This window comes from Limnohabitans sp. Bal53 (assembly GCF_003063355.1).
Taxonomy (GTDB): Bacteria; Pseudomonadota; Gammaproteobacteria; order Burkholderiales; family Burkholderiaceae_C; genus Limnohabitans_A.
On record NZ_NESH01000007.1, the window covers coordinates 30,494 to 43,742 of the forward strand.

A 13,249-nucleotide genomic window follows, 5' to 3' on the forward strand; every position below is an offset into this window, starting at 1 on the left:
AAAAATGAACAAATTGTCTTTGCCTGTTTAATGGGCAATCACTTGCATTTTTATCGCATTTGATACACACTAACGCCTTCGAGTTTTCGGGTAAACCCGGATGCTCCTGAAAGGTGTATTCATGAGGGTGTCACAAAGATCTGTAGCCCGTCGGTGGTGGTTCGCCATGCTGATGGGCTTTATTTTGCTGGCATGCACATTTTTGGTGCAAGCGCGCTCACCCCAAGCGGCACAAACTCAGTCCACATTGTTGGTCACTGAACTGCCCCGTGAAGGCCAGACAACCTACCAAAAAATCCGCAAGGGCGGTCCTTTTCCTTACGAAAAGGACGGTACGGTTTTTGGCAATCGCGAGCGGCTCTTGCCACGCGAGGCAAGGGGTTTTTACCGCGAATACACCGTCAGGACACCCGGCGTGCGTCACCGTGGAGCCCGTCGCATTGTCTGCGGTGGCCCAGTGCCGTCAGAACCGAAAGCCTGTTATTACACCGAAGACCATTACGCGAGCTTTCGCTTGATTGTCGACAGACCCTGATTTTTAGTTTTCAAGAAAGACCACGGAGATGGACATCCCGACACGTCAAGACCAAGAGCCGCCCCTGAAGGGCGTGCGGTCGAACATCGTGCAGTCGATTCGCGCCTACCGCGTGAGCGATTTGCAAGAAGCCGCCCAAGGACTGGGCCACCACTTTTTGTATGCCAACCTGGCCGAAGCCCAGAGCAAACAAGATGTGCTGGACTTGATTGGCGCGCAATTCACATTGCCCTCGCACTTTGGCAAGAACTTTGATGCCTTGTACGACTGCATGACCGACCCTTTGCACAAGTCGGGCCCACAGCCTGGCTTCATTGTGGTGCTGGAGCAAATTCCCGCACATGTCAAATTTGACAAGGAAGCCCGCGAGCAACTGCTCGACATCTTCCGCGACACGGCCGATTACTGGGGAGACCGGAAGATACCCTTCCGATGCTTCTATTCTTTTCTGTAGCCCGTTCTGCGCAAAACAGCCAAGCAGGACGGGCGAATGAGGCACAAACCGAGGACGCCGTGATGGCCGAATCGATGGAAGAAGGCGAAAAAATGCCCACCGACAAACTGGTGGACGTCTCGCCTTTGGCGCTGCGCATGAGCAGCCCATTCAACGCAGGTTATTGGCTCGCAGCCGCCTGATGCCGCGTTGAGCCGCGCCCGCGGCAAGTCACAAAAAAGCCCGTCTTTGACGGGCTTTTTCTTTGGGGCGGCAATGCCCCGACGCGTCAGACAGCTTGGGCCAAAGCCACGAACTCGGCCACGGGCACCTCTTCGGCGCGACGCTGCAGATCGAACTGCCCGGCAAAGCCCTTTTCGTCGAGCCATTTGCCCAAGGTGTTGCGCAAGATTTTGCGACGCTGGCTGAAGGCCACCTGCACCAGGGTTTCCAGGGTTTTGACGTTCAGCACGGGTGGCTGGGCCAGCGGCACCATGCGCACCACAGCACTGTCCACACGCGGGGGCGGATCAAAACTCTCAGGCGGCACAAACAGCACATTGGCCATGTCGTAGCGCCATTGCAGCATGACCGACAAACGGCTGTAGTCCGAGGTCGACGGTTGGGCCACCATCCGATCGATCACTTCCTTTTGCAGCATGAAATGCTGGTCTTCGATCACGTCAACCTGCGCCAACAAATGGAACAAGATGGGTGTGGATATGTTGTAGGGCAGGTTACCGACCACGCGAATTTTGCCCAAAGGAGCCGCCGTGGCCTTGGCCAGCATTTGTGCGGCCAGCGCCCGAAAATCGACCTTGAGCACGTCCGACTCGACCACCGACAACTGCGGGTGTTCACGCAAGCGAACGGCCAGGTCGCGATCGAGCTCGATCACCGTCAGATGGCCCAGGCGCTCGACCAAGGGCTGTGTGAGCGCGGCCAGACCAGGGCCGATTTCGACCATCGGCTGACCGGCCACCGGCGCAATGGCGTCGACGATGGCATCGATGATGCCGCCATCCGTCAGAAAGTGTTGGCCAAAGCGTTTGCGGGCAATGTGCTTCATTGGACAGGCTCGCGCATCTCGACGTAGGCGCGCCCACGCACATCCTCAGCCCAGGCCACATAGGCCTCGTCGAGTTTCTTTTCTCGCAAAACGTTGCGCGCCAGCGCACGCTGCTCGGCATCGCTCATGGGGGCATCGCGCCGTTCGGTCACCTCAATCAGGTGCACCCCAAAGCGCGAAACCAGCGGCTCAGCCACCTGGCCGGGGCGCAAGCGGTTCATGACCTGCTCGAACTCGGGCACAAACATGCCCGGACTTGCCCAGCCCAGGTCACCGCCCTGCGCAGCGCTGCCGTCTTGCGACAGACGTTTGGCCGCATCCGCAAAATCGGCCTTGCCCGAAACGATGTCCTGGCGCAAGGCGCTCAGCTGCGCCAGCGCCTGAGCCTGGGTCAGCTGCGGACTCAGGCGCAGCAAAATGTGCCGCGCACGGGTTTGCGTGACCGTCAAAGTGGCAGGGGCCTGCTGGCGCTCGAGCACTTTGAGCACATGAAAACCGGCACCTGAGCGCAATACATCGGCCACACCGCCCACCGGCACAGCAGCGGTGGCCTGTACAAACAGTTCCGGGTAACGGTCGGTAGGGCGCAAGCCCATGGTGCCGCCATTGGCCCCCCGGTCCGCAGCTTGCGAGAAGGACTTGGCCAACTCGGCAAAATTCTCGCCACTGCGTGCGCGACGCGCCACATCACGCGCCCGAGCCTCCAGCGGCTGGATTTGAGCTTCGGAACTGTTTTCCGGCACGGCGATCAGGATCATGGCCAGGTTCAACTCAACCTGAGCCCGCGCCGCCAGGGTCTTGAGTTGTTCTTGCAAGAACTGCTCAACCTCGATGTCACTGATGCGGATGCGCGCTTCGACCTCGCGCTCGCGCACACGGCTCAACAAGAGTTGGTTGCGCAGTTGTTCGCGGAAAGTGGTCAAGGCCACGCCATCTTGCTGCAAACGCTGGCGCAGGGCTTCTCGCGTGAGTTGGTTGTTGCTGGCCACACCCGCCTCGGCTTGGTCCAAAGCCTCTTCGTCGATCACGATGCCCGCATCGCGAGCTTGTTGGATTTGGGCCTTGTCGGTGATGAGTTGCTCCAAAGCCAGCCGCTTGGCCTCGGCGGCATCCAGCGGGCGGCCTTGCGCCTGCACTTCGCGCTGCAGGCGCAAGGCCAAGGTTTGCACTTCCCGGTTGGTCACCGGTTCGGAATTGACCACGGCGACGATGAAGTCAGCCGAGCGAATGGCCACCGGACTCGGTACAGAAGGTGCCGTACTTTGGGCGGACACACTCAGCGGCAACCAGGCCGCAGCCAAGCAGACCGAAGCGCAGACGGCCCATAAAGCGCGAACAGGAAACAGGTGTTTATTCATAGTGCTGGAAACGGCTCGGTTCAATGAAGGATTCTCGCAAGTTCTGGTAACGAGGGATGTTTTTTCGCAAACTTTCCAAAGGGCTAGCGCCTACACGGGCCAGGCCAATGAATTCGAGTTGGAACAACAATCGGCTGGTGGCCGCATCCACGGTTTTCTGGTTTCGCTCAAACGCAATGCGGCCAATCCAGCAGCCGCCGTCGTATTCAAGACCCAGCAAACTGTCTACAAAGCGTTTGTCGGTCATGCTGAAATTCATGCGGCCCACGCCGTACCAGCGGTCCGGGCCCAGGCCTTGACCCGTTGTGCGGGTCCAAGCGCTTTCAGTGGCCTCATCGCGCGGCCCCAGCAAGTCACTCAGCGGCCATTGCCAGCCCAAGTCCACCTGTTCACTCACCCCTTGGTTGAGACGATAGGCCACATTCAAAACACGGTACGGGCTGGGGCTGTAGCGTGCTTGCAAGGTGGTTCGACTGACGCGGTCAGTCTGACTGTTCACCTGCACCGTGCCATCAAGCGCCCAGCGGTCATCCCATCTGACCCCCGCACCCAGCAACAAGTCGCTCAGACCCGCAGTCACAGCGCTCTGGTTAGGCAAGACCACTTGTTGGTCCGAAAAACGGATGCGCTGGGCCATGCCGACACGCAGCATTTCAGCGCCGTTGTTGGCATCAAAAAACCGGCTGGTCACGCCCAGCGTCAAAGCATCGTTGTCGGCCAAACGATCATGGCCCACATAGGTGGCTTCGCTGTAAATGGTGGACAAATTGAAATCGGTGGCCCCGCTGTCGTAGACCGGCAAACGGTTTTGGTCCCGAAACGGCGTGCGCGTATAAAAAGCGCGTGGCTCCAAAGTTTGTGTCACGCCTCGGCCAAACCACTGGGTCTCGCGCTCAAAAACCAGGCCCGAGTCCAGCGAGAAGGTGGGCAATACCCGGTTGGCCGAGCGCTCACCCGAATCAAGCGGCTGGTCAAGTTGGTAACGGGTCGCATGCAGTTGCAGCTTGGGTGTCACAAATCCCCACGGGCGAATAAAGGGGCGGCTGACTTGCGCCAACACAAAGCTGCGCTCACCGTTGCGAAGCACAGGGCGCTGCGCCGAGCTCGCCAAAGGGATGCGGTCGTAGTTGGCCTCAAAGCGCGTGGTGTCAGCCTGCACCGACCAGTCCAGGCCTTCGGCATGCCACTGACCATAGCGCAGCCCGATTTGGGGTGCTCGGTCATAGGGCGGGGTGATGGGGGCGCTGATGTCTTGCAGGGTTTGCCAGCGCTGGACCTGAGCGCTCATACTCAGGTTGCCGCGACCCCAACTCAACACCCCTGTGGACGGCAACAAGCGCTGGGTCAGCACCAGCCCAGCGCGCGGAAAATCCCGCCAATAGTTGTCGTCGCTGACCCGGTTCAGGTTCAGTCCCAGGCCGATGCGCCCCACGCTGTCCAAGCCCGTGTCCAGACTGCCGTTGTGCTGGCTGGACCAGCCCCAGCGGGCCTGCTCGCGCTGTTTGTCCGTGGGCATGAGGTTCAGCCGGGCCTGACCGCTGTAGTCCCGCTCCAAATAACGGAATTCGGTGTCCACCGCCACGCCGCGTTTGCTCATGAGGTGGGTGGTCACGGTGGCATCGCGGTTGGGGGCAATGTCAAAGTAGTAAGGCTGTGCCACTTCAAAACCACTGTTGGTCGTGATACCGACCACTGGCGGCAGCAGCCCCGATTTGCGCCCTGTGGTCATTGGGAACGTGACGGCGGGAATGCCCAGCACCGGAACGTCTTGGAAACGCAACTGCACCCCCTGCGCCTGAACGGTCGACTCTTCTTCGTCCAGGCTCAAGCGTGTGGCTTTGAGTACCCATGCCGGCAACCATTCCGGCCCGGGCGTGCGTCTGCAGGTGGTGTAACTGGCTTGGCGAAGGATGACGCGGTTATTGTCCAGAAATTCCATCTGGTCGGCTTGTCCATAGGCGCCGCTGTTGTACAACTCAAATTCGGGCTGAGTGAGGGTTCCCTGAAAACTGTCGACCTGCAGCTTGAGCTTGGGGCCGGTCAACAAGCTGCCAGGGCGGCTCAGGCGCACTTGGCCTGTGGCTTCCACAACGTCCTGGCTTTGGTCAAACGACAATTGCCCAGCCTGGATGCTCAGCCCCGGCTTTCGCAGGCTGGACTCCCCCTCAATGACCATGTCCAGATCGGGCCGCACGCGCAAACTTTGGCCTTGGATGTAAACCGCACCCTCTTGCGCCTGGCGATTGGAGATGGTCTCTTCCAGCAGGGGGCTGCTGCGCAAGACCAGCTCCGGCAAAGGGGCTGCTGCCTGCGTGGGCGTCTGAGTTTGGGCTTGCGCCAACCCCATCGGACCGCCCAGTGCGCCCACTTGCAACACGAACAACACCGCCCACACCACCGCCCGCAAAGGGACATGGGCCACTGGGGGCTGCGAGCAAGAGACGGGAAAAAGGGGCACGGCGAAGGGACAGGGTTGGGACACGCGGGAGCTAAGGGCAAAGCGCCTGATGCGGGCTTTGTAAAATGTGATTATCCATGAGCCACCCCACCCAGCCCCCCACTTCAGCCCCCAGCCCCAACCCAGCCAACAGCGTGAGCTGGACCGATCCGGCCCGGCAGGCGCTTTTTGACCACTGGATGTCCGGTTTGGCCGACCAGAAGGGTCTTTTGCCCGACAGTTTGCGCGTGGCCTCGGCCGATGCCAGCTTTCGCCGCTACCTGCGCGTCGACACCGTGCAGGGCGACAGCCGCATCGTCATGGACGCACCGCCCGATAAGGAAAACTCCGAGCCCTTTGTGCGCATTGCCGCCTTGATGAAGGCCGCAGGTCTGAATGCCCCTGAAGTGCTGGACTGGCATGAAGCCCACGGCTTCATGCTGCTGAGCGACCTGGGCGACGCCACCATGATGTCAGCCATCGATACCGAGCGCCCCCAGGCCAACCATGGCCTGTACATGCAGGCGGTGGATACGCTGGTGCAGTGGCAACTGGCCTCGCGCCCGGGCGTGCTGCCCCCCTATGACGAAGCTTTGCTGAACCGAGAACTGAGTCTGTTCCCCGATTGGTATTTGGCCCAGCACCGGGGCGTGCAACTGCAAGGTGCACAACGCGAGGTGTTCGACAAGGCCTTTGCCCTCATCGTGCAACGCAACCTGGCCGCGCCCAGCGTGTATGTGCACCGCGACTTCATGCCGCGCAATTTGATGATGCCCTTTGGCGCCACTCCCCAACTCGGCGTTTTGGACTTCCAGGACGCGGTCTACGGCCCCATCAGCTACGACATTGCCAGCCTGATGCGCGACGCCTTCCTCACCTGGGACGAAGACTTTGTACTCGACATCACCATCCGCTATTGGGAAAAAGCCCGCAAAGCCGGGTTGATGGACTTTGAAGACTGGCACAGCGACTTTGGCGCGTTTTACCGCGCCGTCGAGTGGATGGGCCTGCAGCGCCACCTGAAAGTGGCCGGCATCTTTGCCCGCCTGACCCTGCGCGACGGCAAGCCCAAGTACCTGGCCGATGCGCCGCGCTTCCTCCATTACATCCGCAGCACCTGCGACCGTTACCGCGAGTTGGGCCCGCTGCTGAAATTGATCGACGAGATCGAAGGCACCACGCCCCAGGTCGGATTTGCCTACGGGCGCATGTGAGCATGCCGCGCTTTTTCTGCCCCACACCTTTGGCCACAGGCCTGCCGCTCAGCCTGCCTGCGGGTGCCGCCCGCCATGTGCAGGTGCTGCGCATGCAGCCGGGAGATGTCATCACTTTGTTCAATGGTGAGGGCGGCGAGTTTGACGCCACCGTCACCCGCATGGGCCGCAGCGATGTAGAAGTGGAAGTGGGCGCACACCTCGCGGTTGAGCGCGAAGCCTCTCGCCCCGTGCACCTGCTGGCCGGCATCACCGCCAACGAGCGCATGGATTGGTTGGTCGAAAAAGCCACCGAGCTGGGTGTGGCCAGCATCACGCCCCTGGTGGCCGAGCGCAGTGTGCTCAAGCTCAAAGGTGAGCGCGCTGAAAAAAAACTGGCGCACTGGCAAGGCGTGGCCGTAGCCGCAGCCGAGCAGTGCGGCCGCAACAGGGTGCCCACAGTGCACGCGGCCGTCACATTGAATGAGTGGCTGAAAAAGGCCCCGCCCGGCGAGCGATGGGTGCTGTCACTGTCCGAAGGCACACAGCCCCTGGCACAAGTACAGAACGCCGCGCAAGGCCCCACCCCGGTCACCGTGCTCAGCGGCCCCGAGGGCGGCCTGAGCCCTGCTGAGGAGTCGGCGGCGCTGGCCGCAGGCTTTGTGCCGGTCAGCCTGGGGCCACGGGTGCTGCGGGCCGAAACCGCGCCCTTGGCGGTGTTGGCCCTGTGCGCCTGAGCCCGAGGCTTCAACAACCGCTGCGTAAAAGTCCTCATCGCTCCTTGGGAATCGACAGGCTGCTGTAGAATGCGCCATTCCGAGGAGCGTTGCAGCGCCCACCAGCCACCCGGCTGGCAGCAGGCGTGAGGCTCGGAACCTTCCAACAGCAACGACGCTCATCCACTTGACGTGTGGTGAGCCTGTACCTTCCATTCAGTGCTTACTTCCACGCATGTGGCTTATTCACATTGCTTTGGAGCTTTTCTCATGAATGCACGTATGCCTTCCACCGTTAACGCTGACTGCGTGATCGCCGACATCGGCTTGGCCGATTGGGGCCGCAAAGAAATCAAAATCGCCGAGACCGAAATGCCAGGCCTGATGGCCATCCGCGAAGAGTTCAACAAGGCCCAGCCCTTGAAGGGCGCGCGCATCACTGGGTCCTTGCACATGACCATCCAAACGGCCGTGCTGATCGAGACCCTGCAAGCCTTGGGCGCCGATGTGCGTTGGGCCTCTTGCAACATCTTCTCGACCCAAGACCACGCGGCAGCCGCCATCGCTGCCAAGGGCACACCCGTGTTCGCCATCAAGGGCGAAACCTTGGCCGATTACTGGGACTACACCCACCGCATTTTTGACTTCGGCCCCGCCGGCACCGAGGGCGAAGGCCCCAACATGATCCTGGACGACGGCGGCGACGCCACGCTGCTCATGCACCTGGGCAAGCGCGCCGAAAAAGACGCGTCTTTGATCGCCAACCCCACCAGCGAAGAAGAGACCTGCCTGTTCAACGCCATCAAAGCCAAGCTGGCCGTGGACCCCACCTGGTACAGCCGCAAAGGTGCACACATCATCGGCGTGACCGAAGAGACCACCACCGGCGTGCTGCGTCTGAACGAAATGGCCGCCAAGGGCAGCCTGATGTTCCGCGCCATCAACGTGAACGACTCGGTGACCAAGAGCAAGTTCGACAACCTGTACGGCTGCCGCGAATCCTTGGTCGATTCGATCAAGCGCGCCACCGACGTGATGATCGCCGGCAAAGTGGCCGTGGTTGCCGGTTACGGTGACGTGGGCAAGGGCTCGGCCCAAGCCCTGCGCGCTTTGTCTGCCCAAGTCTGGGTGACCGAGATCGATCCGATCAACGCCTTGCAAGCCGCGATGGAAGGCTTCAAGGTTGTGACCATGGAGTACGCCGCCGACAAGTGCGACATCTTCGTGTCCGCCACCGGCAACAAGAACGTGATCCGTTACGAGCACATGGCCGCCATGAAAGACGAAGCCATCGTTTGCAACATCGGTCACTTCGACAACGAGATCGACGTTGCTTCCTTGGAAAAGCTGCAGTGGGACGAGATCAAGCCCCAAGTCGACCACGTCATCTTCCCCGATGGCAAGAAGATCACTTTGTTGGCCAAAGGCCGCTTGGTGAACCTGGGTTGCGCCACCGGCCACCCCAGCTTTGTCATGTCGTCTTCGTTTGCCAACCAGACCATCGCCCAGATCGAACTGTTCACCAAACAAGACCAGTACGAGTCGGGCAAGGTCTATGTGTTGCCCAAGCACCTCGATGAAAAGGTCGCACGTTTGCACCTGAAGAAAGTCGGCGCCATGCTGACCGAACTCAGCGACGAGCAAGCGTCTTACATCGGCGTGTCCAAGAACGGTCCTTACAAAGCCGACACTTACCGTTATTAAGAACACGCATGCGCATTGACCAACTTCTCGTCGAGCGCGGCCTGGCCGCTTCTCGCTCCCAGGCCCAGCGACTGATCGCCGGGGGCGTGCAGTGGCAGCGACCCGACGGGACTTGGCGTGCGATTGTCAAAAACCGCGACGAGGTGCCTGAAAGCGCTGCGCTGCAGTTGCTCGACGATGCCGAGTCGCGCTACGTCTCACGCGGTGGCTTGAAACTCGAAGGGGCCTTAAAAGCCACGGGCGTGCAGGTGGACGGCTTGCGCTGCCTCGACGTGGGCCAGAGCACAGGTGGCTTCACCGACTGTTTGCTGCAGCACGGCGCGGCCGAGGTGGTGGGCATTGACGTGGGCCACGCCCAAGTGCACCCGCGCATCCAGGGTGACGAGCGGGTGGTCTGCATCGAAGGCGTGAACGCCCGCGAGCTCGAGCCCGGCGACGAGCGCATCCCCGATGCGTTGGAAGGCTTTGACTTGATGGTGGGCGATGTGTCGTTCATCTCGCTCACGCTGGTCTTGCCGGGTGTGGTGCATTTGCTCAAACCCACGGGCCAGTTGCTCATGCTGGTCAAACCCCAGTTTGAGCTGCAACCGGGCCAGGTGGGCAAGGGCGGTATCGTGAAAGACGACACACATTTCCCATTCATCGAAAACCGTGTGCGCACGGCCTTGACGGAATTGGGCATGAAAGTCACCGCCTGGCTGAACAGCACGATCGAAGGCGGCGACGGCAACCGTGAATTTTTTGTGCAGGCCTGCTGGCCTGACCCGGCGGCAGTTTTACCCGCCAGGGAGGCCACACGTGTGGCGCACGAGGCCGATCTGGCCGCCAAGGCCTATGCCAAGGCCAACGACTATTGAATGTTTGAAGGTGTTGTGATGTCTGGTTTGAAGTTGCCCATCAGCCTGGAATTTTTTCCGCCCAAAACGCCCGAAGGCGCTGAAAAATTGCGCGGCGTGCGCGAGAAGCTGTACAGCTTGAAGCCCGAGTTTTGCTCGGTGACTTACGGCGCTGGCGGCTCCACCCAAGAGGGCACGTTTGCCACGGTGGGCGCGATCCAGGCCGAAGGCGTGGCCGCGGCCTCGCACTTTTCCTGCATTGGCGCGACCAAAGCCTCGGTGCGTGCCGAGCTGGCCACGCTCAAGACCATGGGCGTGCAGCGCCTGGTGGCATTGCGCGGCGACTTGCCCAGCGGCTACGGCGCAGGTGGCGAATTCCACTACGCCAGCGACCTGGTGAGCTTCATCCGCGCCGAGACCGGTGACGACTTCCACATCGAAGTGGCCGCCTACCCCGAAATCCACCCACAAGCCAAGTCGCCAGAAGCCGACTTGCAGGCTTTTGCCACCAAGGTCAAAGCCGGGGCCAATTCGGCCATCACCCAATACTTCTACAACAGCGACGCGTATTTCCGCTTCGTGGACGACGCCTACAAACTGGGCGTGGATGTGCCTGTGGTGCCGGGCATCATGCCGATCACCAGCTCCTCGCAGTTGCTGCGCTTTTCGGACGCCTGCGGGGCCGAAATACCGCGCTGGATCAGGCTGCGCCTGCAGGCCTATGGCGACGATGTGGAGTCAATCAAAGCCTTTGGTCTGGATGTGGTCAGTGACCTGTGCGAGCAACTCATCAACGGCGGCGTGCCTGCCATCCACTTCTACACCATGAACCAGAGCGCGGCCACACTGGCCATCATGCAGCGCCTGAACTCTTTGACCTACTGACCCACTTTGATGCTGGACCTGTCGCAATGGCAGCGCCCACCCCAGCCTTGGTTGGGCGTGTTCACCGACATCGATGACACCCTGACCACCGAGGGCGTGATCACAACCGACGCCTTGCAGTCGCTGGCCGCGCTCAAGCAGGCGGGTCTCATGGTCATTCCCATCACCGGGCGGCCCATGGGCTGGAGCCGCGATTTCGCCCAAGCCTGGCCCGTGGATGCGCTGGTGGCCGAAAACGGTGCGGCGGCCTGGCTGCCCCAAGCCAACGACACGCCCCAGGCCATTTACCAGCAAAGCGCTGCCGAGCGCTGCGCCAACTGGGCACGCATGCAAGAGGTGGCCGCTCGCATCGTGCGCGAGGTGCCCGGCGCCGCGCTGGCCCAGGACAGTGCCGGCCGGGAAACCGACATCGCGATCGACCACAGCGAATTCACGCATTTGCCCACAGACGCCATCGCGAGAGTGGTCCACCTCATGCAAAGCGAGGGGATGACTGCCACCGTCAGCAGCATTCACATCAACGGATGGTTTGGATCGCACAACAAACTCAGCGGTGCCCGGTGGATCCTCAAGGCCTTGTGGGGACGCGACCTGGATGCCGAATGGGCCCGCTGGGTTTATGTGGGAGACTCCACGAATGATCAAGTGATGTTCGAACACTTTGCGTTCAGTGCAGGCGTCGCCAATATCCGTCGCTTTGAATCGCAACTGTCTCACCGACCCCGCTACATCACACCCAGTGAACGCGGCGCCGGATTTGCTGAACTGGCCCGCCATGTGCTTCAACATCTGACCTGAAAACATGGGTCCCCGACACCTTTTTCGCGGCGCTGTGCGCGATACACCACCCACTGACTGGACATGCGCATGACCGCCCCTTCTCTTTTGACCTGGTCTGAAAAAGACACGACACGCTCCGCCATTTGGCGCTCCGACCAAGTGCTGCCCAAACAGGTGGTGCTGGCAGACGACACCATGACGGCGGACACCGCCTACCGCCTCGCTTGCGCGGGCACAGGCTTGCTCTGGCGAAGCGATTTTCAGAATGCACGGCAAATGCTGCAAGCACTGACACGGCGCATCGACAAACCCAAAAAAATCCGGGCCAAAAAGCAAGCGCCAGATGCGCCCACCCTGCCCGGTGCGGCCTTCCACACCCATCGACAGGCACAAGCCCAACGCACCCGCATCCTGAGCCAAGTCTTGATTGAGTTGAACGGTGACTACGGGATTGACCTGCGCCGTGCACCCGACGTCAAAGCCGCCTGCGTACAAGCCTTTGGCGTGACCAACGGGCAAGCCTCGGTGATCTCGCTGCGCAGTCTGCAAGGTGTGATTGGTGCTTTTGAATGGCGCAAGAACGGGGTTGAGGTGCCCGACATGGGTGAGGCCTTGCGCATTTACCCGCACTACGGCGTGTTCTCACCGGTACGGGGTGAGTATGTAGAACTGGTGGCCAAAGCGCCAATGCCCGAGGCGCTCAAGTCACACGCTGTGGCTTTTGACGTGGGTGTCGGTACCGGTGTCTTGTCTGCCGTGCTGGCCCGACGCGGGGTCGCGCAGATCGTGGGCACCGACATGTCGGAACGCGCTTTGGCCTGCGCCCGAGACAACCTCCAGCGCTTGGGCCTTCAAAACCAGGTGCAATTGCTGCACACCGATTTATTCCCACCAGGGCAGGCGGCTGTGATCGTGTGCAACCCGCCCTGGCTGCCCGCACGCGCAACCTCTTTGTTGGAGCAAGCCGTCTACGACGAGGGCAGTCAGATGCTCAAAGGCTTTTTGAGCGGCCTGGCCTCACACCTGTGCGAAGGCGGCGAGGGTTGGTTGATCTTGTCCGATTTGGCCGAACACTTGGGCCTTCGCTCACGCGACGCCCTGCTGGGCTGGATAGCCGATGCGGGCCTGCAGGTGCTGGGCCGCATTGACGTGAAACCTGTTCACGCCAAAGCCAGCGACAAAACGGATGCGCTCCACGCCGCCCGGGCCGCCGAAGTCACCTCCTTGTGGCGGCTGGGCGCAACAGCCGCCTGAGTTGGCCAAGGTTCAAAGCCGTTGCAAGGGCCCCAAGTGGCATGACCGA

At 61.1% G+C, this 13,249-nt stretch carries 12 protein-coding genes and 1 riboswitch; of the genes, 9 read left to right on the forward strand and 3 right to left on the reverse strand.

What is annotated here, in order from left to right; genetic code table 11:
- The first annotated feature begins 172 nt into the window (after positions 1 to 172).
- Both B9Z50_RS15865 and B9Z50_RS15870 read left to right on the forward strand, forming a co-directional pair.
- Positions 173 to 535 carry a ribonuclease domain-containing protein gene (locus tag B9Z50_RS15865; protein WP_370463093.1) on the forward strand — a complete coding sequence of 121 codons (363 nt, stop codon included), beginning with the start codon at positions 173 to 175 and terminating at the stop codon, positions 533 to 535.
- Between the two features lie 28 nt (positions 536 to 563).
- On the forward strand, positions 564 to 989 hold the full coding sequence (locus tag B9Z50_RS15870; RefSeq protein ID WP_108365731.1) for a barstar family protein: 426 nt from the start codon (positions 564 to 566) through the stop codon (positions 987 to 989).
- 268 nt (positions 990 to 1,257) lie between these two features.
- On the opposite strand, the gene rsmA is transcribed toward B9Z50_RS15870, so the two are convergent.
- Genes rsmA through B9Z50_RS15885 form a run of 3 tightly spaced genes read right to left on the reverse strand, consistent with a single transcriptional unit; the run spans position 1,258 to position 5,853 of the window.
- The gene (gene rsmA / locus B9Z50_RS15875) at positions 1,258 to 2,037 is read right to left on the reverse strand and encodes a 16S rRNA (adenine(1518)-N(6)/adenine(1519)-N(6))-dimethyltransferase RsmA (protein ID WP_108365732.1); all 780 of its coding nucleotides are present in this window, start codon (positions 2,035 to 2,037) and stop codon (positions 1,258 to 1,260) included.
- Positions 2,034 to 3,395: a peptidylprolyl isomerase gene (locus B9Z50_RS15880; protein ID WP_108365733.1), complete on the reverse strand. Its 1,362-nt coding sequence runs from the start codon at positions 3,393 to 3,395 to the stop codon at positions 2,034 to 2,036. The genes rsmA and B9Z50_RS15880 overlap by 4 nt, the downstream gene beginning before the upstream one ends.
- The gene (locus tag B9Z50_RS15885; protein WP_233249912.1) at positions 3,388 to 5,853 is read right to left on the reverse strand and encodes an LPS-assembly protein LptD; all 2,466 of its coding nucleotides are present in this window, start codon (positions 5,851 to 5,853) and stop codon (positions 3,388 to 3,390) included. Before B9Z50_RS15885 ends, B9Z50_RS15880 begins: the two co-directional genes overlap by 8 nt.
- Before the next feature lie 77 nt (positions 5,854 to 5,930).
- On the opposite strand from B9Z50_RS15885, the gene B9Z50_RS15890 reads away from it, so the two are divergent.
- The 7 genes from B9Z50_RS15890 (at position 5,931) to B9Z50_RS15920 (ending at position 13,200) form a co-directional block, all read left to right on the forward strand.
- A complete protein-coding gene (locus tag B9Z50_RS15890; protein ID WP_108365734.1) occupies positions 5,931 to 7,046 on the forward strand; it encodes an aminoglycoside phosphotransferase family protein in 1,116 nt (371 codons plus the stop codon).
- Positions 7,047 to 7,048: 2 nt separating this feature from the next.
- The gene (locus B9Z50_RS15895) at positions 7,049 to 7,762 is read left to right on the forward strand and encodes a 16S rRNA (uracil(1498)-N(3))-methyltransferase (RefSeq protein ID WP_108365735.1); all 714 of its coding nucleotides are present in this window, start codon (positions 7,049 to 7,051) and stop codon (positions 7,760 to 7,762) included.
- A gap of 75 nt (positions 7,763 to 7,837) precedes the next feature.
- Positions 7,838 to 7,929, forward strand: a riboswitch (S-adenosyl-L-homocysteine riboswitch).
- A gap of 82 nt (positions 7,930 to 8,011) precedes the next feature.
- Positions 8,012 to 9,445 (forward strand): adenosylhomocysteinase, encoded by a 1,434-nt coding sequence (gene ahcY / locus B9Z50_RS15900; RefSeq protein ID WP_108365736.1) that lies wholly within the window; start codon positions 8,012 to 8,014, stop codon positions 9,443 to 9,445.
- Positions 9,446 to 9,453: 8 nt separating this feature from the next.
- The gene (locus B9Z50_RS15905; protein ID WP_108365737.1) at positions 9,454 to 10,302 is read left to right on the forward strand and encodes a TlyA family RNA methyltransferase; all 849 of its coding nucleotides are present in this window, start codon (positions 9,454 to 9,456) and stop codon (positions 10,300 to 10,302) included.
- Between the two features lie 18 nt (positions 10,303 to 10,320).
- Entirely contained in the window at positions 10,321 to 11,166 is an 846-nt protein-coding gene (gene metF / locus B9Z50_RS15910) for a methylenetetrahydrofolate reductase [NAD(P)H] (protein WP_108365821.1), read from the forward strand.
- A gap of 9 nt (positions 11,167 to 11,175) precedes the next feature.
- A complete protein-coding gene (locus tag B9Z50_RS15915) occupies positions 11,176 to 11,964 on the forward strand; it encodes an HAD family hydrolase (RefSeq protein ID WP_108365738.1) in 789 nt (262 codons plus the stop codon).
- A gap of 69 nt (positions 11,965 to 12,033) precedes the next feature.
- Positions 12,034 to 13,200: a class I SAM-dependent methyltransferase gene (locus tag B9Z50_RS15920; protein WP_108365822.1), complete on the forward strand. Its 1,167-nt coding sequence runs from the start codon at positions 12,034 to 12,036 to the stop codon at positions 13,198 to 13,200.
- Positions 13,201 to 13,249 lie beyond the last annotated feature (49 nt).